This window comes from Microbacterium sp. C23T (genome assembly GCF_053345975.1).
Genome location: NZ_JBKFBD010000018.1, coordinates 1 through 24,365, shown reverse-complemented (window position 1 = coordinate 24,365; position 24,365 = coordinate 1). Strand labels below are relative to the sequence as shown.

18 protein-coding genes and 1 tRNA gene are annotated in these 24,365 nt (G+C 72.0%); 14 read left to right on the top strand and 5 right to left on the bottom strand.

The features are described from left to right. Positions 1 to 76: 76 nt before the first annotated feature. Both ACLBXX_RS11670 and ACLBXX_RS11665 read left to right on the top strand, forming a co-directional pair. Positions 77 to 1,552, top strand: coding sequence for an ABC transporter permease (locus ACLBXX_RS11670; RefSeq protein ID WP_387145798.1), 1,476 nt, complete (start codon positions 77 to 79; stop codon positions 1,550 to 1,552). Further along, on the top strand, positions 1,549 to 2,670 hold the full coding sequence (locus ACLBXX_RS11665; protein ID WP_447658141.1) for an ABC transporter ATP-binding protein: 1,122 nt from the start codon (positions 1,549 to 1,551) through the stop codon (positions 2,668 to 2,670). Before ACLBXX_RS11670 ends, ACLBXX_RS11665 begins: the two co-directional genes overlap by 4 nt. On the opposite strand, the gene ACLBXX_RS11660 is transcribed toward ACLBXX_RS11665, so the two are convergent. Then, a complete protein-coding gene (locus ACLBXX_RS11660) occupies positions 2,645 to 5,296 on the bottom strand; it encodes an AMP-binding protein (protein WP_447658140.1) in 2,652 nt (883 codons plus the stop codon). The genes ACLBXX_RS11665 and ACLBXX_RS11660 overlap by 26 nt on opposite strands. A gap of 144 nt (positions 5,297 to 5,440) precedes the next feature. Here ACLBXX_RS11660 and ACLBXX_RS11655 point away from each other — a divergent pair, with 144 nt between their 5' ends. Continuing rightward, complete coding sequence (locus tag ACLBXX_RS11655; RefSeq protein ID WP_447658139.1) at positions 5,441 to 7,255, top strand: ABC-F family ATP-binding cassette domain-containing protein; 1,815 nt, start codon at positions 5,441 to 5,443, stop codon at positions 7,253 to 7,255. 7 nt (positions 7,256 to 7,262) lie between these two features. Here the strand turns inward: ACLBXX_RS11655 and ACLBXX_RS11650 are convergent, their stop codons facing one another. Continuing rightward, complete coding sequence (locus ACLBXX_RS11650) at positions 7,263 to 7,766, bottom strand: MarR family winged helix-turn-helix transcriptional regulator (RefSeq protein WP_045299837.1); 504 nt, start codon at positions 7,764 to 7,766, stop codon at positions 7,263 to 7,265. Positions 7,767 to 7,883: 117 nt separating this feature from the next. On the opposite strand from ACLBXX_RS11650, the gene ACLBXX_RS11645 reads away from it, so the two are divergent. The 8 genes from ACLBXX_RS11645 (at position 7,884) to ACLBXX_RS11610 (ending at position 16,847) form a co-directional block, all read left to right on the top strand. Continuing rightward, a tRNA-Gln gene (locus ACLBXX_RS11645) sits at positions 7,884 to 7,955 on the top strand. A 1-nt stretch (position 7,956) separates the two neighbouring features. Further along, on the top strand, positions 7,957 to 9,429 hold the full coding sequence (gene glmU, locus ACLBXX_RS11640; protein WP_447658138.1) for a bifunctional UDP-N-acetylglucosamine diphosphorylase/glucosamine-1-phosphate N-acetyltransferase GlmU: 1,473 nt from the start codon (positions 7,957 to 7,959) through the stop codon (positions 9,427 to 9,429). After that, positions 9,404 to 10,438 (top strand): ribose-phosphate diphosphokinase, encoded by a 1,035-nt coding sequence (locus ACLBXX_RS11635; protein WP_387145816.1) that lies wholly within the window; start codon positions 9,404 to 9,406, stop codon positions 10,436 to 10,438. Before glmU ends, ACLBXX_RS11635 begins: the two co-directional genes overlap by 26 nt. 57 nt (positions 10,439 to 10,495) lie before the next feature. After that, positions 10,496 to 13,267, top strand: a complete 2,772-nt coding sequence (locus tag ACLBXX_RS11630) for an HAD-IC family P-type ATPase (protein ID WP_447658137.1) — start codon at positions 10,496 to 10,498, stop codon at positions 13,265 to 13,267. Between the two features lie 76 nt (positions 13,268 to 13,343). Then, entirely contained in the window at positions 13,344 to 13,826 is a 483-nt protein-coding gene (locus ACLBXX_RS11625) for an FMN-binding protein (protein WP_387145822.1), read from the top strand. Between the two features lie 3 nt (positions 13,827 to 13,829). After that, entirely contained in the window at positions 13,830 to 14,723 is an 894-nt protein-coding gene (locus ACLBXX_RS11620; RefSeq protein ID WP_447658136.1) for an FAD:protein FMN transferase, read from the top strand. Between the two features lie 2 nt (positions 14,724 to 14,725). After that, positions 14,726 to 15,280 carry an MOSC domain-containing protein gene (locus ACLBXX_RS11615; protein ID WP_447658135.1) on the top strand — a complete coding sequence of 185 codons (555 nt, stop codon included), beginning with the start codon at positions 14,726 to 14,728 and terminating at the stop codon, positions 15,278 to 15,280. A gap of 4 nt (positions 15,281 to 15,284) precedes the next feature. Next, positions 15,285 to 16,847, top strand: a complete 1,563-nt coding sequence (locus ACLBXX_RS11610) for an FAD-dependent oxidoreductase (RefSeq protein ID WP_447658134.1) — start codon at positions 15,285 to 15,287, stop codon at positions 16,845 to 16,847. Between the two features lie 217 nt (positions 16,848 to 17,064). On the opposite strand, the gene ACLBXX_RS11605 is transcribed toward ACLBXX_RS11610, so the two are convergent. Beyond that, the gene (locus tag ACLBXX_RS11605; RefSeq protein WP_447658133.1) at positions 17,065 to 18,645 is read right to left on the bottom strand and encodes a sensor histidine kinase; all 1,581 of its coding nucleotides are present in this window, start codon (positions 18,643 to 18,645) and stop codon (positions 17,065 to 17,067) included. Further along, positions 18,642 to 19,370 carry a response regulator transcription factor gene (locus tag ACLBXX_RS11600; protein ID WP_056368077.1) on the bottom strand — a complete coding sequence of 243 codons (729 nt, stop codon included), beginning with the start codon at positions 19,368 to 19,370 and terminating at the stop codon, positions 18,642 to 18,644. Before ACLBXX_RS11600 ends, ACLBXX_RS11605 begins: the two co-directional genes overlap by 4 nt. A gap of 194 nt (positions 19,371 to 19,564) precedes the next feature. On the opposite strand from ACLBXX_RS11600, the gene ACLBXX_RS11595 reads away from it, so the two are divergent. Then, entirely contained in the window at positions 19,565 to 21,040 is a 1,476-nt protein-coding gene (locus ACLBXX_RS11595; protein WP_447658132.1) for an ABC transporter permease, read from the top strand. A 65-nt stretch (positions 21,041 to 21,105) separates the two neighbouring features. After that, positions 21,106 to 21,831 (top strand): ABC transporter ATP-binding protein, encoded by a 726-nt coding sequence (locus ACLBXX_RS11590; protein ID WP_447658196.1) that lies wholly within the window; start codon positions 21,106 to 21,108, stop codon positions 21,829 to 21,831. An 18-nt stretch (positions 21,832 to 21,849) separates the two neighbouring features. Here the strand turns inward: ACLBXX_RS11590 and ACLBXX_RS11585 are convergent, their stop codons facing one another. After that, complete coding sequence (locus ACLBXX_RS11585) at positions 21,850 to 22,839, bottom strand: SDR family oxidoreductase (protein WP_447658131.1); 990 nt, start codon at positions 22,837 to 22,839, stop codon at positions 21,850 to 21,852. Positions 22,840 to 22,939: 100 nt separating this feature from the next. Between ACLBXX_RS11585 and ACLBXX_RS11580 the strand changes: the two genes are divergently transcribed. Beyond that, positions 22,940 to 24,283: an FAD-binding oxidoreductase gene (locus ACLBXX_RS11580; protein ID WP_447658130.1), complete on the top strand. Its 1,344-nt coding sequence runs from the start codon at positions 22,940 to 22,942 to the stop codon at positions 24,281 to 24,283. The last annotated feature ends 82 nt before the right edge of the window (positions 24,284 to 24,365 follow it).

Genomic DNA, 24,365 nt, shown 5'->3' with positions numbered 1-24,365 from the left:
CCAGCTCGAGACGCGAACACCCGCGCGCGGCACGACCGAGAGGCGTCCGCCCGCCGGGCTGGTCGTCGTCGTCGCGGTGCTGGCCCTCGGCGCGCTGATCCCGATCGGCTACGTCGTCCAGGCGGCGTTCGCGATGGGGTGGGACCAGCTGTCGGCCCTCGTCTTCCGGCCGAAGGTCGCCGAGCTGCTCGTCAACACGGTGCTGCTCGTGGTGATCGGCGTACCGGCGACAGTCGTCCTCGGCGTGGGCGGCGCCTGGCTCGTCGAACGCACGACGCTGCCGGGCCGCGGAGTCTTCAAGGTCGCCCTGGCCGCTCCGCTGGCGATCCCCGCGTTCGTCGCGAGCTACGGCTGGGCGAGCGCCATCCCGTCGATGAACGGACTGTGGGCAGCGGTGCTGGTCGCGACGCTGGCCTACTTCCCGCTGGTGTACCTGCCCGCCCTCGCGGCGATCCGGGGTCTGGACCCCGCCCTCGAGGAATCGGCGCGCTCGCTCGGCATGGGCTCGTGGGCCGTGTTCTTCCGGGTCGTCGCGCCGCAGCTGCGCCTCGCGGTGCTCGGCGGCGCCCTCGTGGTCGCGCTTCACCTCCTGGCCGAGTACGGCGCGTTCGCGTTCCTGCGGTTCGACACGTTCACCACGGCCATCGTCGTCGCGTACGAGAGCATGTTCGCCGGCCCCAATGCGGCAGCGCTCGGGCTGGTGCTCGCGCTCCTGTGCCTGATCCTCCTCGGCGCCGAGTCGGCCGCCCGCGGCCGCGCCCACTACGCCCGCGTCGGCGGCGGCTCCCCCCATCCGGCGGAGAGCCTGGGGCTCGGCCGGCTGACGGTGCCGGCGCTCGCCGCGGTGGCCGCGGTGCTCGCCGGCGCTCTCGTGGTGCCGCTGACGAGCGTGGTCCGGTGGCTCGTGAGAGCGGACGCCGCGGCTTTCGGCGATGTCGGCATCGCGGCGCTGCAGACGCTCGGCCTCGCGCTTGCGGGTGCGCTCTGCACCATCGCCGTCGCTCTGCCGTTCGCGTGGCTGGCGGTGCGCTATCCGGGACGTCTGTCACGGCTGCTCGAGGGCGCCGCCTACCTCGCCAGCAGCCTCCCGGCGATCATCGTGGCGCTCTCGTTCGTGGCGGTGACGCTCGCCTTCGCGCCGTCGCTGTACCAGACGGCATTCACCGTGGTCGCGGCCTACGTCGTGATCTTCCTGCCGCGGGCGCTCGTGCCGCTGCGCGCCGGACTCTCGCAGGTGCCGGAGTCGCTGGAGGAGGCCGCGCGCGCCCTGGCGGTGCCTCCGGCCGCCGCCCGGCTGCGGGTCACCGTGCCGCTCCTGCTCCCGGCGATCGGCGCGGGCGCCGCCCTCGTGGCGCTCGGCGCGGCCAACGAGCTCACCGCGACGCTGCTGCTCGCCCCGACGGGCACGAGCACGGTGGCCACGAGCTTCTGGTCGGCGGCATCCGCCCTCGACTACCCGACCGCCGCGCCCTACGCGGTGCTGCTGGTGCTCCTGTCGGTGCCCGCGGTCGCCCTCATGTTCACGCACGCGACGGGGAGGACCCTCAGATGACTCTTCGGCTGGAGGGCGTGTCGAAGGCGTACGGCGGCACCGAGGTGCTGCGCGACGTCTCGCTCGATGTTCCGCGCGGCACGCGCCTCGCACTCGTCGGCGCCTCGGGAAGCGGCAAGACCACGCTGCTACGCCTGGTCGCGGGATTCGTCGACCCCGACGCCGGAGTGATCAGCCTCGGTGATCGCGAGCTGTCGGGGCCCGGAAGGACGGTCCCCACGCACCGGCGCGGCATCGGCTATGTCGCCCAGGACGGCGCGCTGTTCCCGCACCTGTCGGTGGCCCGCAACATCGCCTTCGGGCTTCCGCGCGGACCCGGCCGTGCCGCGCGCGTGCGTGAGCTGCTCGAGCTCGCGTCCCTGCACCCGGACCTCGCCGCGCGCATGCCGCACGAGCTGTCCGGCGGTCAGCAGCAGCGGGTGGCCCTGGCGCGAGCCCTCGCCCAGAATCCCGGTGTGATCCTGCTCGACGAGCCCTTCAGCGCGCTCGACACGGGCCTGCGGTCGGCGACGCGCGACGCCGTGGTCGACGTGCTGGAGCGCAGCGGGGTCACCGCTGTGCTGGTCACCCATGATCAGCACGAGGCCCTGTCGTTCGGGCATCAGGTGGGTGTTCTCGTCGGCGGCCGCCTCGTGCAGTCCGGCGACCCGATGGCCGTGTACGACGCACCGATAGACGCGAGCGTGGCGCTGTTCCTCGGCGATGCGCTCGTCGTTCCCGCGCGCTCCGACGCGGACGGCGTCGAGTGCGGATTCGGCCGGCTGGCCGTCCGGCACGATCTGTCGGGCGGAGCTTCGCGCGTTCGGGCGATGGTGCGGCCCGCACAGCTGCGCGTGGCCGCGGCGGCGCACGGGGCGGCAGCCACGCTGGCGCCGGTGGCCAACGGCACCGTCATCGCGGTGCGTCCCGCCGGGTCGACCGCCGACCTGCGACTCCGTGTCGGCACCGGGGAGTTCGAGGCCGAGCTCATGTACCGTGTGCCGCAGCACCGCGCAGCCGCGTTCGCGCCGGGCACGGCCGTGCGCGTGATCGTCGAGGGCGGCGTCGTGCTCTACGCGGCCGCGGGTGAGACCACCGCGACCGGAAGCGTCATCACGCGCGGCGCAGCCGCCGGCTGAGCGGTGCCGTCGCGCGGCGCAGCCACGCCCACCCGGCCGCAGCACCGGCGCCGGCGCTGACGTACAGCCGGTACGCGATCACGCCGACGACGAACGACAGCAGGGTGCCGAGCCACGGTGCGCTCTGCTCGAACGGCGGGTACACCTGCCAGTGCGTGAGGTACACGAACAGGGATGCTCCGGCTACGGTGACGACGAGCGGCACCGCGAGGCGGGGGATCGGGATGGCCCTGACCCAGACGAGGGCGAGGATCCCGCCCGCCACGATCGCCTCGCGCCACGGCTCGCCGAAGAAGCCGAACGTCGCCGCGACGGCGACCACGGAGACGAGGATCCGCCGGGCGGTCGTGTCCGCGCGCGCGACGAGCCATCCGAGGGCCACCAGCCACAGGACGACCGGTGCGGAGTAGCGCTCCACGTACTCGGCGGTGGGCCCGGCGATCGCGAAGCGGGCGGCGAGCGCGACCGCGAGCGCCACCAGAGCGAACCCGAACGGCGCCCGGCGCTCGAGCCGATCGACGCGGCGCACGGCGAGGAGTGCCGCCGCGCCTGCGAACGACCAGAGCATCGCCTCGAGGAACCAGAACTGCCACTGCTCGTTCCACCGGCCGTCGCCGGGGACGAAGTTGTTCACGAGCGCCGCGGTCGTCGGCGCGTACTGTCCGGTGACGAGTGCCACCGCGCCGATCCACAGCACCGCGGGGACTGCCAGCTGGACGGCGCTGCGTCCGAGGCGCCGCAGGCGCGCGGTGCCCGCGACGGGCGCCAGCTGGAACCGCGCGAGGTTGTAGCCGGCGACGGCGAGGAGCAGGTGCGCGCCGCCCTTGAGGGCGAGGAGATCGGCGTGGGTCGCGACGATGAGGAAGATCGCCGCCGCCCGCAGCACCACCGGCGTCTCGAGGCGCGTCCACGAATGCCGGCGACGCCAGGGCCGCGGGGCCGACGCCGCCGCAGCACCCGCGGGCGCGGCATCCGGTTCCGTGCTCGCGACGGGGGACGGTGGGGGTGGAGCGGATGCCGCCAATTCGCGCGGAGTGCGCGTCGGCCAGTCCCGGGGGAGCGTGCCGACCATGTCCTCGAGTCGCAGCGACAGCTCGACGTAGCTCAGCGAGTCCCCGCCGAGCCCCGCGAACGTGTCATCGATGCCCGCGTCGGGCGCACCGAGAAGCGTCGCGTACAGGTCGCGCACGGTCTCGGCCGTGACGACGGTCGGAGCCGTCGGTCGCAGGGCGGCCGTGCTGTGGTCGTGCGCGGCGGCGAAGCGCACAAGGGCTGCGTAGTCGCGCTTGCCGTTCGAGGTCCGCGGGAACTCGTTCACCGCGTAGGCGCCGATCACCCGCGCCGGCACGCCGGTGAGGGCCGCGGCGCGCTCGCGGGCCCGCGTGGCCGCGCGCTCTGAGGTCGCGAAGAGGAGCAGGCGTTCGTCGGCGCTCGCCGCGCGCACCTCGATCCCCTCGTCGGCGAGCAGGTGCTCGACGCGGTCGAGGTCGAGGCGCAGGCCGAACACCTTCACGAACCGGTTCATGCGGCCGACGATCTCGTACAGCCCGTCGGTGCGCAGCCGCGCCACGTCGCCGGTGCGCAGCTCCGTCACGGTGCGCCCGAGCGGGAAGTCCTCCGGCCCGTGGGCGTACCCCATCATGACGTTCGGGCCCTCGTACACGAGCTCGCCGGACTCGGCGCCGTCGACGGCATCGATGCGGAAAGCGCCGCCGGGGATGGGGCGGCCGATGGCGCCGGCGTGCGTCATCGCGAGGTCGGGAGGAAGGTACGCCATCCGCGCCGTGGCCTCGGTCTGCCCGTACATCACGAACAGCTCGAACCCGCGCTCGCGGCCGAGGTGCGCGAACCGCCGCACGGCGTCAGGGGTCATCCGGCCACCCGCCTGGGTGAGGTAGCGCAGCGACGGCAGGTCACGGCCGTCGAAGCCCCGCGTCTCGAGCATCTCGAACGTGTACGGGACGCCGGCGAACGAGGTGACGGCGTGGGCGCGCGCCCGCGTCCAGAACTCCTCGTCGGCGACGGAGCGCTCGGTGAGCAGCAGGCTCGCCCCGGTCAGCAGGTGGCTGTTGACGACGGACAGCCCGTAGCAGTACTGCAGGGGAAGTGTCGTCGCCGCTCGATCGGCCGGGGTCAGCTGGAGGTACTCGGCGATCGCCGCGGCGTTGCTGCGGACGTTCTCGGCCGACAGCCGTACGAGCTTCGGCGAGCCGGTGGAGCCCGACGTGCTCGAGAGGACGGCGAGATCGGGGTGGAACTCGTGGCGGCTGCCGGCGCGCCGCTCGTCGAGCGTCCATCCCGAGGCTCCATCGTGGGCGATCACGTCGGGGTCGAACCGTGCGATCAGCGACGCGCGGTGCGCGCGCGCGGCCTCGTCCTCGTCATCCGAGATCAGGAGCACCGGGTGTCCGCCTTCGAGCGCGGCGAGGTAGGTGACGATCGGCTCGACGGTGTTGCCCGCGGCGATCATCACGAGCCGGCGCACGTCGCCGAGTTCGTCCCGGCGCCGCTTCACCCGGTCACGCAGTTCCGCGTAGTCGAGCCGCGTGCCGTCGGCGACCAGCGCAGTGCGGTCGGGGTCCCCTCCGAGCAGGGACAGTCCGAGGGCGGGCGCGATCGCGGTCATAGAGTCGGGGGCTTTCTCCTGACGCGCCGATGTGGGGAGGGTCGCCGGCGCGGGTGGAAGGTATGGCTAGCCTAACCTGTCCGGTTGGCGACGCCCGCAGTATGACGCCGGGTTCCGCCCCCGGTCGCCTAGCCTTGAGGGGACATGGCACATCTTCTGGGGGCCGAGGCCCTGCACCTGGAGTTCCCGACCAAGGTCGTCTTCGACCGGGTGTCGCTCGGCATCGACGAGGGCGACCGCATCGGCGTCGTCGGCCGCAACGGCGACGGCAAGTCGAGCCTGCTGGCGATGCTCGCCGGGCGGCTCGAGCCCGACGGCGGCCGCGTCACGGTGCGCGGCGGCGTGCGCGTCGGCGTGCTCGACCAGGCGGACACCCTCGACGACGCCCTCACGATCCGGGAGGCCGTCGTCGGCGCGCGCCCCGATCACGAGTGGGCCGGCGACGCGCGCACGCGCGACGTCATCGCAGGCCTCCTCGGCGACCTGCCGTGGGACGGTCCGGTCGCGGGGCTGTCCGGAGGTCAGCGCCGACGCGTGTCGCTCGCGGCCCTGCTCGTGGGCGACGACGACGTCATCTTCCTCGATGAGCCCACAAACCACCTCGACGTCGAGGCGATCGCGTGGCTCGCCGATCACATCAAGCGCCGCTGGCCGGCGAACCAGGGCGGACTCCTGGTCGTGACGCACGACCGCTGGTTCCTCGACGAGGTGTGCAACACCACGTGGGAGGTGCACGACCGCATCGTGGAGCCGTTCGAGGGCGGCTACGCGGCGTACATCCTGCAGCGCGTCGAGCGCGATCGCCAGGCGGCCGTGATCGAGCAGCGCCGCCAGAACCTCGCCCGCAAGGAGCTCGCATGGCTGCGCCGCGGCGCGCCGGCGCGCACGTCGAAGCCGAAGTTCCGCATCGACGCCGCCAACGTCCTCATCGCCGACGTCCCCGAGATCCGCGACGCGACCGAGCTGCGCTCGCTCGCCGTCTCACGGCTCGGCAAGGACGTCGTCGACCTCCTCGATGCGGCGGTCTCCTACGACGGCCGTGAGGTGCTGCACCCGGTCGAGTGGCGGATCGCCCCCGGCGAGCGCACCGGCATCCTCGGCGTCAACGGCGCCGGCAAGTCGACGCTGCTCGGCCTCGTCTCGGGCGACGTGGAGCCCACCGCCGGCCGCGTGAAGCGCGGCAAGACCGTGAAGGTCGCGACCCTCACGCAGCGCCTCGACGAGCTCGAGGAGCACCTCGGCGACCCGGTGCGCGTCGTCATCTCGCGCCTGCGCACCACGTATACCTTCGGCAGCGGCTCGAAGGCGCAGGAGCTCACGCCCGGCCAGCTGCTCGAGAGCATGGGGTTCCAGAGCGCTCAGCTCTCCACTCCCGTCAAGGACCTGTCGGGTGGCCAGAAGCGCCGCCTGCAGCTGCTGCTGATCCTCCTCGAGCAGCCGAACGTGCTCATCCTCGACGAGCCCACCAACGACCTCGACACCGACATGCTCGCCGCCATCGAGGACCTCCTCGACTCGTGGCCGGGCACGCTCCTGGTCGTCTCGCACGACCGGTACTTCATCGAGCGCGTGACCGACCAGCAGTTCGCGATCCTCGGCGGCCACCTGCGCCACCTCCCCGGTGGCGTCGACGAATACCTGCGCCTGCGCGAACGCGAGCGCACCGCGGGGCCGGCAACCCCGAAGGCGGCGGATGCTGCACCCGCAGCATCCGTATCATCCCCCGCGCCGTCGCTGTCGGGGCAGGAGCTGCGCGCCGCACAGAAGGAGGTCGCGTCGCTGGAGCGCCGCCTCGAGAAGCTCGAGACGCAGATCGCCGACGCGAAGACGGCGCTCGCCGACCACGACCAGTCGGATTACGTCGGGCTCGGCGCCGAGATGGCCCGCATCGGCGAGCTCGAGAAGGACCGCGACGGCGTCGAGGAGCGCTGGTTCGAGCTCACCGAGCAGCTCGGCTGATCCGGGGTCAGTCCGCGGCGTCGAACCCGAGGCTGAGCTTGCGCAGCAAGGCTGCCAGCCGGTCGCGGTCGCCCCGTGACAGCGCGTCGAGCAGGAGCGCCTCGGCGTCGACGAGACGCGTGATCGCAGCATCCACCCGGATCTTGCCCTCGTCGGTGAGGGTGACCAGGATGCTGCGGCCGTCGTCGGGATCTGATTCGCGGCGCACCAGCCGCCGGCCGACGAGGCGGTCGATGCGGTTGGTCATCGTGCCGCTGGAGACGAGCGTCTGCTGCAGCAGCTGCTTCGGGCTGAGCTGGAACGGCTCGCCCGCGCGGCGCAGCGCCGAGAGCACGTCCCACTCCCACGGCTCGAGCTCGCTGCGCTTGAACGCGTCGCGGCGCGCGCGGTCCAGGTGGCGGGACAGCCGGTCCACGCGAGACAGCACGCCGAGGGGTGAGAAGTCGAGGTCGGGGCGCTGCGTGGTCCAGGCCTCGACGATGCGGTCCACCTCGTCGCTCTGCGCCGTCATGCCCCCATTATCCCGACCCGGCCCCCACGCCCCGACGCCGGCCGCCTCCGCGGACGGGCGCGCACGGGGCATCTGGCAGACTTGACGGGCGGCGCCCGGCACCCGGGAGCGCCGCGGTCCGCCGTGGTGTAATGGCAGCACGACAGCCTTTGGAGCTGTGAGGTCTAGGTTCGAGTCCTGGCGGCGGAGCATGACCGACACGACCCGCGACAGCGCACTGGCCGTCATCGTCCTGGCCGCAGGGCAGGGCACCCGCATGAAGTCCGCGACGCCGAAGGTGCTGCACCGCATCGGCGGCCGCCCCCTCGTCGGGCACGTCCTCGACACCGCGATCTCCCTCGAGCCCGAGCGCGTGGTCGTGGTCGTGCGGCACGAGCGCGACCTGGTGGCCGACGCCGTCGCGAGTGCCGTGCCAGGTGTGGTCGTGGTCGACCAGGACGAGGTCCCCGGCACGGGCCGCGCGGTCGAGGTGGCGCTCGACGCCCTCGGCGACTTCGCGGGCGACGTGCTCGTGCTGAGCGGTGACGTGCCGCTGCTCGAGGCCGACACGCTCGCGGCGCTCGTGCGCACCCATCGCGACCGCGCCGTGGCCGCGACCGTGCTCAGCGCCTCGCTCGACGACGCCACCGGCTACGGCCGGGTGATCCGGGATGCCGACGGCGCCGTGTCGCGCATCGTCGAGCAGAAGGACGCGACGGCGGACGAGGCATCCGTCACCGAGATCAACGCCGGGGTGTACGTCTTCCAGATGCAGGCGCTGCGCACCGAGCTGGCGCTCGTGGGCACCGCGAACGCGCAGGGCGAGAAGTACCTGACGGACGTCGTGGCGCTGCTGCGCGGCGACGGCCTCCTCGTCGCGGCGCAGACGGCTCCGGACGCCGCGGCCGCCCTGGGCGTCAACGACCGCGTGCAGCTGGCCGAGGCCGCCCGCATCCTGAACGCGCGCACCGTGCGGCGCTGGCAGCTCGAGGGCGTGACCGTCCTCGACCCGGCGACGACGTGGATCGACGTGGACGCGAAGCTGGCCCCCGATGTCACGGTGCTGCCGAACACGCACATCCTGCGCGCGACCGTGATCGCGTCCGGTGCGATCGTCGGCCCCGACACGAGCCTCGTCGACTGCGAGGTGGGGGAGGACGCCACCGTCACCCGCACCGACGCGACGCTCGCCGTGATCGGCGCGAAGGCCACCGTGGGACCGTTCGCCTACCTGCGTCCGGGCACGTACCTCGGCGACAAGGGCAAGATCGGCACCTTCGTCGAGACCAAGAACTCGACGATCGGCGAGGCGAGCAAGGTGCCGCACCTGTCGTACATCGGCGACACGACGATCGGCAAGCACGTCAACCTCGGCGCCGGCGCGATCACCGCGAACTACGACGACCTGCACAAGCACCGCACCGAGATCGGCGACGAGGTGCACTCCGGCTCGCACAACGTCTTCGTGGCGCCCGTTAGGATCGGAGACGGCGCGAAGACCGGGGCAGGGGCGGTCATCCGCAAGGATGTGCCCGCCGGTGCCCTCGCTCTCAGCGTCGCCCCTCAGCGCAACGTCGAGGGGTGGGTCGAGAAGAACAGACCGGGTACCGGAGCGGCGGATGTCGCCGCCAAGGCCCGCAGCGCACAGAAGGCGGACGATGGCGCGCAAGAAGAAGACCGTTGAGCTCGACCGGGCGAATGACATCGCCCCGGGACTCGTCGCGAAGACGAAGAAGCGTCTCGTGGTCGCACGAGGCAGCTCCCATCCCGAGCTCGCGGCCGAGGTCGCCGCACAGCTGAGCACGGAGCTGGTGCCGACCGAGTACCGCACCTTCGCGTCGGGTGAGATCCTCACCCGATTCGAGGTCTCGATCCGCGGCTGCGACCTGTTCCTCATCCAGAGCTTCGGCCCGCCGGTGAACGAGTGGATGATGGAGACCCTCATCATGCTCGACGCCGCCAAGCGCGCGTCGGCCAAGCGCATCACGGTCGTCGCGCCGTACTTCCCGTACTCGCGCCAGGACAAGAAGGGCCGCGGTCGCGAGCCGATCAGCGCCCGCCTCGTCGCCGACCTCTTCAAGACCGCGGGCGCCGACCGCGTCATGAGCGTCGACCTGCACGCCGCGCAGATCCAGGGCTTCTTCGACGGACCCGTCGACCACCTGTTCGCCAAGCCCGTGCTGCTCGAGTACTTCGAGAACACGCTGAGCGCCGAGGACCGTGAGCGCCTCACCGTCGTCTCGCCCGACACCGGCCGTGTGCGCGTCGCCGACCAGTGGTCCGACAGCCTCGGCGCGCCGCTCGCGATCATCCACAAGCGCCGCGACCCGAATGTCGCGAACCAGGTCACGGTCAACGAGATCGTCGGTGCCGTCGACGGACGCGTCTGCCTCCTCGTCGACGACATGATCGACACCGGCGGCACGATCGTGAAGGCCGCCGAGGCGCTCAAGGCCAACGGCGCGGTCAAGGTGATCGTCGCCGCCACCCACGCGATCTTCAGCGACCCGGCCGCTCAGCGCCTGCAGAGCCCCGCGGTCGATGAGGTCGTCGTGACCGACACGGTGCCGATCCCCGCCGAGAAGCGCTTCGCGACGCTTACGATTCTGCCTATCGCACCCCTGCTCGCACGTGCGATCCACGAAGTGTTCGAGGACGGCTCCGTCACCAGCATGTTCGACGGGGCCGCCTGACGCCGGCGCCGAGTCGAGACAGCGACTCCGCGGAGGCGACGGAAGGACGAAGCAGAGATGTCGCAGCCGCTCGACTCCGCACCCCTGACGGAAGCCCGGCTGACGGTCGCGCGTCCGTGGGCGATCCCCATCGACGACGTGCTCGCTCATCTCGCGGCGGACGCGGCAGGCCTGCGCGCCGCTGACGCGGCGGAACGCCTCGGGATCGCGGGGCCCAACCGCCTGCCTGAGCCGGTGCGCAAGCCGGCGTGGTTGCGGTTCCTCGCGCACTTCAACGACACCCTGATCTACATCCTGCTGGGTGCCGCGGTCATCAAGGCCCTCATGGGCGACTGGCTCGACTTCTGGGTCATCATGGTGGTCGCGATCATCAACGCGGTCATCGGGTACGTGCAGGAGGGTCGCGCCGAGAAGGCGCTCGCGGGCATCCGCGGCATGCTGTCTGCCGACGCCAGCGCGCGACGCGACGGCGGCTGGGTCACCGTCCCCGCGGCGGACCTCGTGCCCGGCGACGTGGTGCGGCTGATGCCGGGCGACAAGGTGCCGGCCGACCTGCGACTGCTGCAGGCGCATCAGCTGCGCGTCGACGAGGCCGCGCTCACGGGGGAGTCGGTGCCGTCGTCCAAGACGACGGATCCGGTCGCGGCCGACGCGGGCGTGGGCGACCGCGGATCGATGGCGTTCTCGGGAACCATCGTGAGCGCCGGCCAGGGCCGGGGGGTCGTCACCGCCACCGGTCCGACGACCGAGCTCGGCCGCATCCAGAGCCTCGCCGACGAGGCCGACGCCCTGGCCACGCCGCTCACCCGTCAGCTCGACAGCTTCGGCCGCGTGCTCACCGTCGTGATCCTCGGCATGGCGGCGGTCATGATGATGATCGGGCGGTTCCTCCACGGGATGCCGTATGACGAGCTGATCTCGGCTGCCATCGGCTTCGCGGTCGCGGCGATCCCCGAGGGCCTCCCCGCGCTCGTGACGATCACGCTCGCCATCGGCGTTCAGCAGATGGCCCGCCACAACGCCATCACGCGCAAGCTCCCCGCCGTCGAGGCGCTCGGCTCCGTCACCACCGTCTGCTCCGACAAGACGGGCACGCTCACCCGCAACGAGATGACGGTGCGCCACATCGTCACCCCGCTCGCGGACTACGACGTCACCGGCCTCGGCTACGCGCCCGAGGGCGAGATCATGACGGCGGACGGAGAACCGGATGCCGGGGGCCGCGGCGATCTCGCCGCGATCCTCGCGATCGCGACCCTGTGCAACGACGCGCACATCGTGCGCGCCGACGACGGCTCGTGGAGCCTCGTGGGCGAGCCCACCGAAGGTGCGCTCAAGGCCGTCGCGATCAAGGGCGGCGTCGGGAGCACCGGAGGGCGTCGGGTCGCCGTCATCCCGTTCGATTCCGCCAACAAGCTCATGGCGACGCTCAACGAGGGCGCGCGCTCGGGAGGCGAGGCGGGTGAGGTGTCGCGCGCGATCCTCGTGAAGGGCGCGCCCGACCGGCTCCTCGAACGCTCGCTCACGCAGCGCGGCGCGAACGGCTCCGAGCCGCTCGACCTGGTGCGCTGGGACGAGGCGGTCGCGAGGCTCAGCGGCGAGGGCCTGCGCGTCCTGGCGGCCGCACGCAAGCCGGTGCGTCCCACGACGGACGAGTTCGCGCTCGACGACCTGGTCGACCTCGAGTTCATCGGCCTGTGGGGCATCGTCGATCCGCCCCGGCCCGACGCCGTCGAGGCGATCGCGGACTGTCACACCGCCGGCATCCGGGTGAAGATGATCACCGGCGACCACGCCGGCACCGCCCTCGCGATCGCGCACGAGATGGGCCTGGCGGGCGCGGACGCGGAGGTGCTCACCGGCGCGGAGCTCGAGGCGCTGAGCCAGGAGCAGCTGCGCGAGGTGGTGCGCGATGTCGATGTGTACGCGCGCACCAGTCCTGAGCACAAGATCCGCATCGTGCGCGCGCTGCAGTCGCACGGCGAGGTCGTGGCGATGACCGGCGACGGCGTCAACGACGCTCCCGCCCTCACGCGCGCCGACGTGGGCATCGCGATGGGCATCAAGGGCACGGAGGCCACGAAGGAGGCGGCCGAGTTCGTGCTCGCCGACGACAACTTCGCGACGATCCGCAGCGCCATCGCCGAGGGCCGGCGCATCTACGACAACCTGCGCAAGTCGATCGTGTTCCTCCTGCCCACGAACGGGGCGCAGTCCCTCGTGATCCTGGTCGCGGTCGTGTTCGGGCTCGCGCTGCCGCTGACCAGCGTGCAGGTGCTCTGGGTGAACATGGTCACCGCCGTGACGCTCTCGCTCGCCCTGGCGTACGAGCCGGCCGAGCGCGGCATCATGCGCCGTCCGCCCCGCGCGTCCGGCGGTCCGATCATCAACCGCGGCGAGCTCGGCTTCATCCTCATCGTGTCGCTGCTGATCGGCGGCGCCGCGATGGGCGTGTTCTACGGGGTGTACGCGGCGGGAGCGGATCTCGAGGTGGCGCGCACGGAGGCCGTCCTGATGCTCGCGTTCGGGCAGCTCGCGTTCCTCTTCAACTGCCGGTTCCTCACCCGTTCGAGCCTCACTCTCGACGTGCTGCGCGGCAACAGGGTGGTGTGGTGGTCGGCGCTCGCGCTGGTGGTGCTGCAGCTCATCTACACGTATGTGCCGTTCATGAACGTGCTGTTCGAGTCGCGGCCGCTGCCCGCGGCATCCTGGATCCTCCCGATCGTCGTGTCGATCGGCATCTTCCTCGCGGTGGAGGTGCTGAAGGCGGTGCTGCGTGCGCGGCGGGGCTCATCGGGCTCTGCGGCAGCGCTCAAAGGCGGCTCATAGGCGAGCTTGAAAGGATCCAATCCGACGCGGACATCGCGTCGACGCCACGAGCCCGACCCGAGCCAGGAGGACCGTCATGATCCGCACCGCACTCGCTTCCCGCCCCGTCCGCGCCGGCGCGGCCCTCACCGCCGTCGCCGGCATCGCCCTCCTCTCGGGCTGTGCCGCGACCGCCTCCGAGGCCGAAGAGCCCACCACGCCCGACACCGGATCGTCCTCGTCGACCGACACCGGCTCGACCGGGTCCGACACCGGTTCCGGCTCGTACGCCGATGGCACCTACACGGCGGACGGCTCGTACGCGACTCCCGAGTCCGTCGAGACGATCAGCGTGACGGTGACCCTCGAGGACGACGTCATCACCGCCGTCGAGGTGACCGGCGACCCGCAGAAGCGCGAGTCGGAGCAGTACCAGGGCCAGTTCATCGGCGGCATCGCCGACGTGGTGGTCGGGCAGGACATCGACGACCTCCAGGTCAGCCGTGTCGCCGGATCGTCGCTCACCAGCAACGGCTTCAACGAGGCCATCGAGGCGATCAAGTCCGAAGCGGCGAGCTAGCCCATGAGCACCGTGCCGGCGTCGTGGCGCTTCGACGCCATCGGCACGACATGGGAGATCGTCACCGAGCGTCCGCTGCCCGCGGCGGTGCGCGACGAGGTGACGGCGCGGATCGACGCGTTCGACCGGGCGTGGTCGCGGTTCCGCGACGACTCCGACGTCCGTGCGCTGGCCGGCGGCGCGGGATCCCTTCCTTCGCCCGAGGACGCCGCCCCCATGCTCGACGCCCTCGCTGCCGTGTCGGACGCGACCGGGGGAGCGGTGAACCCGCTCGTCGGAGACTCGCTCGACGCGCTCGGCTATGACGCGCACTACTCGTTCCAGGGCGCCCGACCGGTGGCGGCGCCGGTCGACTGGCGCGAGCGGCTCACCTGGCAGGGCGGCCGGCTCGCCCTCACCGAGCCCGCGACGGTTGATGTCGGCGCGCTCGGCAAGGGGCGCCTCGTCGACCTCGTGCTCGGCGTTCTGGTGCGCACCGAGTCCGGCGACCTCACCGTCGACGCCGGCGGCGACCTCGCCGTGCGAGGGCGGCCGCAGCGCATCGGGCTGGAGCACCCGTTCGATCCGCGTCGCGCGATCGGCGTGTGGGAGGTGACGGATGCCGCGCTCTGCGCGTCGGCGATCAACCGGCGCGCGTGGCCGTCGGCGACGGGCACCACCCTGCACCACGTGCTCGACGCGCGCACTGGGCAGCCGGTGCGGACATACGCGGCGACGTGGGCGGTGGCGGCCGACGCGATGACGGCCGACGCGATCGCGACCGCGCTGTTCTTCGACGGCGGCCCGCGTCTCGCGCACGAGTGGGGCGTGGAGTGGGTGCGCATGACCACCGACGGCCGCGTCGAGTGGTCGCCCGGCTGCCGCGCCGAGCTGTTCGTGCGAGCAGATAGCGTTTAAGGGTGACCGAGTCTTCCTCCGGACACGTCGTCGCGGTCTCCCGCGACGACGCGCATCGTTTCAGCAAGCCGACGCGCGAGAGCATCACCCTCGTCGCCGGGATCGGCGTCGAGGGCGACTCCCACGCCGGCGTCACCGTGCAGCACCTCTCGCGCATCAAGCGGGACCCCACGACACCCAACCTCCGGCAGGTGCATCTCATCCACGCCGAGCTGTTCGACGACATGGGCGACCGGGGCCACGAGGTGACACCCGGCGCCCTGGGGGAGAACATCACGACCGCCGGCGTCGACCTGCTCGGGCTGTCGCGTGGCACGCGGCTCGAGCTCGGCGAGGACGCGGTGATCGAGATCACCGGGCTCCGCAACCCCTGCGCGCAGATCAACGGACTCTCGGAAGGCCTCATGAAGGAATTGGTCCACGTCGACGACACCGGCGCCACGGTGCGCCGGGCGGGCGTCATGTCGGTCGTGCTCGCGGGCGGCGTCGTCCGCCCGGGCGACAGCATCCGTGTCATCCCGCCTGCGGGTCGCTTCGAGCCCCTGCAGCCGGTGTGACCCGATGACGAACCTCACCGCCCTCTGGAACCGTCTCTTCGCGGTGCTCGGCCGCGTGTCGATGTACCGCCTCGTCTATCTCGCGCTCGCGGCGCTCGCGGTCGTCGCGCTGCTGCTGTCGTTCTTCGATCTCGTCGGCCCCGACCCGCTGCAGCTGATCGCGACGCTCGCCGTGCTGTCGGCCGTCTGCGTGGGGGTGGATGCCGCGGCCCAGCGCGTGCTGAACCTCCCGTGGCGCCTCGAATCGTCGCTCATCACGGCGCACATCCTGCTGTTCGTGCTGCGTCCGACGTACGAGCTCGTTCCGCTCGTCGGGATCGCGATCGCCGCGGCCGTCGCGTCGCTGTCGAAGTACGTCCTGGCCTGGCGCGGCCGCCACATCTTCAACCCCGCGGCGGTCGGCGCCACGGTGCTCACGCTGCTGAGCCTGGCGTGGCCCGACCTGGGCGCGTCCTCGTGGTGGGTGGGCACGCCCGCCCTCGCGGCGCCCGTGATCCTGCTCGGCCTCGCCGTGCTCGTGCGCACCGAGAAGGTGCGCGTCATCCTCGTGTTCCTCGTCACCGCCGTGGCCGTCGCCGTCATCCGCACGTCGGTGCAGTACCAGGACGCGGGCCTCGAGATCGATGTGCTCGACCTGCTGTGGCCCGTGCTGTGGTCGTCGCCGTTCCTCTTCCTCGGCGCGTTCATGCTGTCGGAGCCGCTGACGCTCCCGCCCCGGCGCTGGCAGCAGTTCGTCGTCGCCGGCGTCGTCGGGGTGCTCGCCGGGTGGCCGATCGCCATCGGCGACATCACCCTGGGGCAGGAGCGAGCGCTCCTGATCGGCAACCTGGTGGCCTTCGCGTTCGCCGTCCGCACGGCCGTGCGGCTCACGCTCGTCGCCCGCGCCGAACCGACCCCCTCCGTCCAGGAGCTCACGTTCCGCGTGCACGACCGGCTCGCGTTCCTGCCCGGCCAATACCTCGAGCTCGAGGTGCCGCACCGCCACCCCGACGCGCGCGGCACCCGCCGGGAGTTCAGCATCGCGTCCGCGCCCGCCGACCTGCCGTTCGTGAAGGTCGCCTTCAAGGAGGGCAAGACCACAAAGCCGCTGAGCTCCTACAAGAAGGCGCTCGCGCTGGTGGAGCCGGGCGACGAGCTCGCGATCACCGGCGTCTGGGGCGACTTCCTGCTCCCCAAGCGCGATGCCGCGCCGATCCTGATGGTCGCGGCGGGCATCGGCGTGACGCCGTTCGTGTCGCAGCTCGGCCAGGGAACCGCGAAGGGCGTGTACCGCGACGTGGTCCTGGTCTACGTCGCGTCGGATTCCTCGGAGCTGGCCTACCGCGACGAGATCGAGGCATCCGGAGCCCGCGTCGTGGTGTTCACGCGCGACCGGCCCGCCGACCTCCCGGCCCACTGGATGTGGGCGCAGGGGGTCCGCCTGGACGCCGAGGGCCTCGTGCGTGTGGTCCCCGACATCGCATCGCGCCACGCGTACATCTCGGGCCCTGCGGGCCTGATCGCCGAGCTCGCCCCCGCGCTCGAGAAGGCCCGCTCGATCACGACCGACGCCTTCAGCGGCTACTGACCCGCGGTCCACGCCCGCTTCCGGCGCGGCCCGGCGCCTCGGCTCAGCGTCTCGGCCTGCCGCCTCGGCCCGGCGCCTCGGCCCGACGCCCCGTGCCGACGCCTCGTGCCGGCGAGAGTGCAGCTGGTGGACGAGAGGGTGGTTGGTTCCCTACCTCTCGGCGATCAGCTGCACTCTCGCGGAAACGGGAGGTGCCGCCGGGACGACCGGGCAGGGGTCAGGACGCTACGGGGTCGGCGGGGCGGGCCGGCAGTCGGACCTCGAAGGTCGTGTCGCCGGGCTTGCTGGCGACACGGATGCTGCCGCCGTGGGCGTCCACGATGGCCCGGGCGATCGACAGGCCTAGGCCGGTGCCGCCGGTCTGGCGGGCACGGCTGCGGTCGGCGCGCGAGAAGCGCTCGAACAGCTCGTCCTTGAGGGACGGATCGATGCCGGGGCCGTCGTCGTGCACACGGAGGATCGCGTCCTTGCCGTTGCGGGAGACGCTCACCGTCACCGTCGTGCCGGCCGGCGTGTGGGTGCGGGCGTTGGCGAGCAGGTTCGCGGCGACCTGGTGCAGGCGCCCGGTGTCGCCGGCGATGAGCACCGGCTCGTCGCCGACCTCGAGCACCCACTCGTGGTCGGGACCGGTCGGCGTGACGTCGCCCACCGCGTCGATCGCGAGGCGTGTCAGGTCGACGGTGCCGTACACGAGCTCCTGGCCCTCGTCGAGCCGCGCGAGCAGCAGCAGGTCCTCGACGAGCGAGGTCATGCGCAGCGACTGCGCCTGGATGCGCTCGAGCGACGCCTCGGTCGTCTCGAGGGCCGTGCTCTGACCGCGGCTGAGCGCCGTGAGCGACAGCTCGGAGTAGCCGCGGATCGACGCCAGCGGCGTCCGCAGCTCGTGGCTGGCGTCGGCGACGAAGCTGCGCATGCGCTCCTCGTTGCGCTGGCGCGCGGTGAGCGACTCGTCGACGTGGTCGAGCAGGGTGTTGAGGGCCGCGCCCACGCGGCCGACCTCGGTGCGCGGGTCGGACTCGCGCACGGGGACGCGCTCGGCGATCGAGACCTCGCCCTGGTCGAGCTGCAGCACCGACACGCGTGCCGCGGTGTCGGCGACGGCGCGCAGCGGTGCGAGCCCGCGGCGGATCGTCCACGAGGTCGCGACGGCGAGCAGCAGCAGGCCGCCCGCGGTGAGGAGTCCGATCGTGATCAGCATGCGCGTGAGGGTCTCGGTGATCCCGGCACGCGACAGGCCGACGATGATGGTCGTGCCGCCGAAGGACACGCCTTCGATGCGGTACGTGCCGAGTTCGTCGATCGTGGCCACGAACTGCCCGCGCTGGTTCTGGATGCTCTTGCTGATCTCGGCGATCTGCTCGTCGGTGAGGGCGACGATGTCGCCGTTCGCGTCGACGACGGCTGCCGTCGGTGCGTCCGGGAGCGACTCGACGGCCAGGAAGTAGCCGGACTGGCGCGGTTGCTGCTCGAGGATCTGCTCCGCGGTCAGTCCTCCCGCGACGGGACCCCGCAGATACTCGACGCTCTGACGCTCGGCCTTCACCTCGGCGTCGAGCTGCTGCTCCAGCACCTGCCCCAGGATCGCGCTCGTCGCCACCGCGACGAGCACCAGGATGAACGACGTGATGCCGACCACCGTGACGATCAGCTTGCGCTGCAGGGTCCAGGGTGCTCGGCGGGGGAGGGTGTCTTCGGTGTCCTGCACGGGAGGAGTGGATGCCTCGGCCTGCGCGCCCGCGTCGGTCGAGGCATCCGTCGTCCCCGTCGTGGTGGGGTCGGGAGTCTTCTGGTCCGTCACTGCGGCGCCTTGATCATGTAGCCGACGCCGCGCACAGTGTGGATGAGGGGTTCGAGTCCCGCGTCGATCTTCTTGCGGAGGTACGAGATGTAGAGCTCGACGACGCTCGAGCGGCCGCCGAAATCGTAGTTCCAGACGCGGTCGAGGATCTGCGCCTTCGACACGACACGGCGCTGGTTGCGCATGAGGTAGCGGAGCAGCTCGAACTCCGTCGCGGTGAGTTCGATCTCGGTGCCGGCGCGCTCGACCTCGTGACTGTCCTCGTTGAGGGTGAGGTCGCCGACGCGGAGGATCGGCTCGGCGCCCGCGGCGTGCGCGGTGCCGGCGCGGCGCATGAGCCCGCGAAGGCGCGCGACGACCTCTTCGAGGCTGAACGGCTTGGTGACGTAGTCGTCGCCGCCCGCGGTGAGCCCGGCGACACGGTCGCTGACGGCGTCCTTCGCGGTGAGAAACAGCACCGGCACGTCGTCGCCCGCCTGACGCAGCCGCTGCAGCACCGACATGCCGTCGAGGTCGGGCATCATGATGTCGAGCACCATCGCGTCGGGCTCGAAGTCCCGCGCGGACTGCAGCGCCTCGAAGCCGGAGCCCGCGGTGCGGACCTCCCATCCCTCCATGCGCAGCGCCATCGACAGCAGGTCGGTGAGCATCTGCTCGTCGTCGACCACGAGGACGCGGAGGTTCGAGCCGTCGGGACGCAGCAGGGCGGGTGCGGGGTTGGTCATGCGTCCATTGTGCGGGCCTTCCTATGCGATTCCTATGGAGCCCGCTATGCGCCGGCTGTGAAATCCGCGACGGTGCGGACGAGGGACGGATGCCGCGTTCCATAACTCCCGCATAGCTCCCACTGACGGCGCGCATCACGCCGCTTCGTAGCGTCACGTCGACGGCCGGCATTCCGCCCGCCAAGAGGAGACCCATGTACTTCACCTATCTGCGGCGGGAGCTGGCCGGCCGCAAGAAGCAGACGATCATCGTGGCCGCCGGCCTCGCGATCGCGATCGCCCTCGTGATGATCGTGAATTCGCTCGCCGCGGGCGTGAGCGCCGCGCAGGCGAAGGCGCTCGAGTCCGTGTACGGGGTCGGCACCGACCTCACCGTGACCGGTGCACAGGCGGAGCCGGGCCAGGGCGGTGCCCGGTTCGACTTCGGCGAGGACGGCGGCTCGACCACCGACGACGGCACCACCGAGCTCAGCCAGTCGCGGCTCGTGACCGAGCCGATGCGGTCGACGCTCGACGCGTCGACGCTCGACACCGTGACGGGCGTCGAGGGCGTGTCCGCGGCATCTGCAGCCCTCAGCCTCACCAACATGACGTTCTCCGGGGAACTGCCGCAGCGTCCCGATGACTCGACGGACTCCGGCACGGGCACCCAGGGCCAGCCCCCGCAGCGGGGCGAGGGCGGGGGCGGCGGCTTCGGCGGCGGCTCGTTCGGCGTCGACTCGTTCACGGTGCTCGGCATCGACCCGTCGGCGGACGCCGTCGGCCCCCTTTCGGCGGTCGATGTCTCGGACGGCCGCGGCCTCGAGGCATCCGACGAGGGCGCGTACGTCGCCGTGCTCGACGCGACCTACGCCTCGACGGCGGACCTCGCCGTCGGCGGCACGCTCGACGTGGGCGGTCAGGAGTTCGAGATCGTCGGGCTCGTCGCCTCGACCTCGGACGAGGCCGACACCGCCTCCAACGTGTACATCCCGCTGGGCGTCGCGCAGGAGCTCTCGGGCGCCGGTGACGTCGTGTCGACCGTGTACGTGCAGGCCGAGTCCTCCGACGCGATCGCGTCGGTGCAGACGGCGCTCCAGGAGGAGCTTCCCGACGCCACCGTGAGCTCGCAGGCGGACCTTGCCTCGACCGTGTCGGGATCGCTGTCGAGCGCCTCGACCCTCATCACGAACCTGGGCACCTGGCTCTCGCTCATCGTGCTCGCCGTCGCGCTGGTGCTCGCCGTGCTCTTCACGATCTCGGGCGTCTCGCGCCGCACACGCGAGTTCGGCACGCTCAAGGCCATCGGCTGGTCGAACGGCCGCGTGGTCGGGCAGGTCGCGGGGGAGTCCGTCGTCCAGGGTGCGATCGGCGGTGTGGTCGGCCTCGTCATCGGCTTCGCCGGGATCGTCGCGATCAACCTCATCTCGCCTACCATCTCCACGGCGCCCGCGACGCAGAGCTTCGGCCCCGATGGCGGTCAGACGGGCCCGATGGGCGGTGGCGGCGGTGCGTTCGGCAACGCCATGCAGTCCGCGGGAACCGACATCGTCCTGTCGGCGCCGATCACCCTGTGGGTCGTCGTCGCGGCGGTCGGCATCGCGGTGCTCGGCGGCCTGGTCGCCGGCGCCTTCGGCGGCTGGCGCGCATCCCGGCTCAGCCCCGCCGAAGCCCTGCGATCGGTGGGCTGAGGCATCCCATGTCCGACACCATCCCCACCGCACCTGAACCCACCTCACCGACGGGAGAGCACGTCATGACCATGATCGACACCGAGCCGGCTGCGGCCGCGGATGCTGCGCCCCAGGCGCAGTACCGCCTCGAGGGCGTCACCCGCACCTATACCCAGAAGGGCCGCGTCGTGAAGGCGCTCGCGGGCGTCGACCTCACGATCGACGCGGGCGACTTCGTCACGATCCAAGGACCGACCGGGGGCGGCAAGTCGACGCTCCTGCAGCTGCTCGGCGCGCTCGACCGCCCGACCACCGGCTCGGTGCACCTGGGCGAGATCGACATCGCGACGGCGGACAACCGCGAGCTCGGCCGCATCCGCGCGCACGAGATCGGCTTCGTGTTCCAGGGGTTCAACCTCATCCCCACCCTCACCGCGCACGAGAACGTCGACATGGCGCTCGAGCCGCTGGGGCTGTCGAAGGACGAGCGCACCGCCCGGGTCACCGAGGCGCTCACGCACGTCGGCCTCGCCGAGCGTGCAGACCACCGCCCCGGCGAGCTGTCGGGCGGTCAGCAGCAGCGCGTCGCCATCGCACGGGCGATCGTCAAGCGGCCGCGCGTGCTCCTCGCCGACGAGCCGACGGGCAACCTCGACGAGAGCATGCGCGACGAGATCCTCGCGGTGCTCCAGTCGCTCAACGACGAGGGGCTGACGCTCATCGTCGTGACCCATGACTCGGCCGTCGCGCGTCGCGCCCGGCGCCGTCTGCGCCTCGACAAGGGCACGGTGCGCGACATCACGCGCTGATCAGGACAGGGCCGGGCGTCATCCGGCCGAGCGGACGAAGGCCGCGATGCGATCGAAGAGCGCGTCGCGGCCTTCGTCGATCTGCTGCGCCTCGGGGTTCGCGTCGTAGTACGCGAGGATGCGCCGCGCACCCTCGTCGAAGGTGATCGTGGTGCGGAACTCGGGGACGAGCTGCTGAATCTTCGACACGTCGAAGACCATCGAATGCGCCTTGTCGCCGATGAGGGTCGGCCCGAGTTCGGGCTCGAAGGCGGCGATCGTGTCGGAGGCGACGTGCACGAGGTCGGGGGAGGCCACACCCGCGGCATCCGCAAGCCACCCGTAGATCTGGTTCCAGCTCGGCGCGTGCGTGCCGGTGATCGTGAACGCCTCGCCGATCGCGGCGGGGTTGCCGAGCAGGCCCGTGAACGCGACCGCGAAGTCGTCGCTGTGCGTGAGCGTCCACAGGCTGGTGCCGTCGCCGTGCACGATGACCGGGCGCCCCTCGCGCATGCGGGCGATGTCGGTCCAGTGGCCGAGGGTCGGCAGGAGCCGCTCGTCGTAGGTGTGGGACGGGCGGATGATCGTGACGGGCAGACCGCGCTCGCGGTGGGCGGCGACCAGCACGTCTTCGCACGCGATCTTGTCGCGCGAGTACTGCCAGTACGGGTTGCGCAGCGGCGTCGACTCGGTCACCGGCAGCCGGCGCGGCGGCTTCTCGTACGCGGAGGCGGAGCTGATGAACACGTACTGGCCGGTGCGTCCCTCGAACAGGTCGAGGTCGATCGCGATGTGCTCGGGTGAGAACGCCAGGAACTCGGCGACCACGTCGAAACGACGATCGCCGATCGCGGCGCGGACGGCCGCGGCATCGCGGATGTCGGCCTCGATGAGCTCGACCTCCGGCGGGAGGGGCCGTCGGGCGCCGCCGCGGTTCAGGACCGCGACGTCGTGCCCGAGGGCGACGGAGCGGCGCGCGCACGCCGCGCTGATGGTTCCGGTGCCGCCGATGTAGAGGATGCTCGTCACCTTCGCGAGCCTACGCCGCTCCGGCCACCCGCCACGGCCGCGGAGGACTCCGCCGGGTGGACCCTGGTCGATGTCGGCGCCGACCCCTAGCCTGGCCGTCATGAGCAACGACGACCTCAGCACCGGCTCCGTCGGCACCGTCATCCGTCCGGGCGATTCCGAATGGGAATCCGCCCGCCGCTTCCACTCCGGCATCGGCTCGCCCGCCGCCGTCATCCGCGCCGCCGCCGTCGACGACGTGCGCGGCGCCCTCCGCTACGCCTCGGCGGAGCGGCTCGACATCATGATCCGCGGCGGCGGTCACAGCGCCTGGGGCGGGGTGCCCGGTGGCCTCACCCTCGACATCTCGGCGCTCGACGACATCGAGGTCGACGGCACCCGCGTCCGCGTCGGCGGCGGAGCGCAGTGGGGCGCCGTCGCGCACGCGCTCGCCGAGCGCGGGCTGGGCATCAGCTCGGGCGACACCGCATCGGTCGGCGTCGGCGGCCTCACGCTCGGCGGCGGCATCGGCTGGATGGTGCGCGCGTGGGGTCTGGCGTCCGACCAGCTCGTGGGCGCGCAGCTCGTGACCGCCCGCGGCGACGTGGTGGAGGCGACGGATGCCTCGCATCCCGAGCTGCTGTGGGCGCTCCGGGGCGGCGGGGGCAACTTCGGCGTCGTCACCAGGTTCGACTTCGAGGCTCATCCGCTCGACGGCGTGGTGCACGCGGTCTACGGCATCGAGGGCGACGCCCGGCCGGTCATCCGCGCGCTGCGCGATCTGATGACCGAAGCCCCGCGCGACCTCACCGTCACGTACATGGATGTGCCCGCGATGGACCCGAATGCGCCCGCAGGCGCCTCCATCACCGCAGTGTGGATCGGCACCGACGAAGAGGCCGCGCGTCGTGCGCTGGCGCCGCTCACGCGCGCGCCGGGCGTGACCGAGCGCGAGTTCGGGGTGCAGGAGTATCCCGACGTCCTCCTCGAGGCCCCCGAGTTCGACCCCGAGCAGCCGATGCCCGGCTTCGTCGGCGGGAACACGCTGCTGCCGGTTCTCGACGACGACGCGATCGAGCAGCTCGTGTCGTTCCGCGAGCGGCATCCGGCATCGGTCGCCTTCCTCCGCTCGCTGGGCGGGGCGTACGGCGACGTCTCGCAAGACGACTCGGCGTTCCCCGCTCGCGACGCGACCTGGTTCGCGATGGCCGGAGCATTCGACGTGCCGGGCATGCTCGACGACGCGACCCGCGCGCAGGTCATCGAGGAGTGGGACGCGATCGAGGCGAAGGGGTCGGGCGTGTACGGCAACTTCACCGTCTCGACCGACGCCACGTTCGCCGAGCGGATGTACCCGCCGGCGACCATGGCACGCCTTGCCGCGGTCAAGCGCGACTGGGACCCGGGCAACGTGTTCTGCCGCAACCACAACGTCAAGCCCGGCCCGAACGGCCACGCCGGCTGACCCGTCAGCCCGCCCGGTGGGATCGCCGCGGGCTGAGACGGGGGGGGGGGGGCCCCCCGCCGGGGGGGCCCCCCCCGGCGGC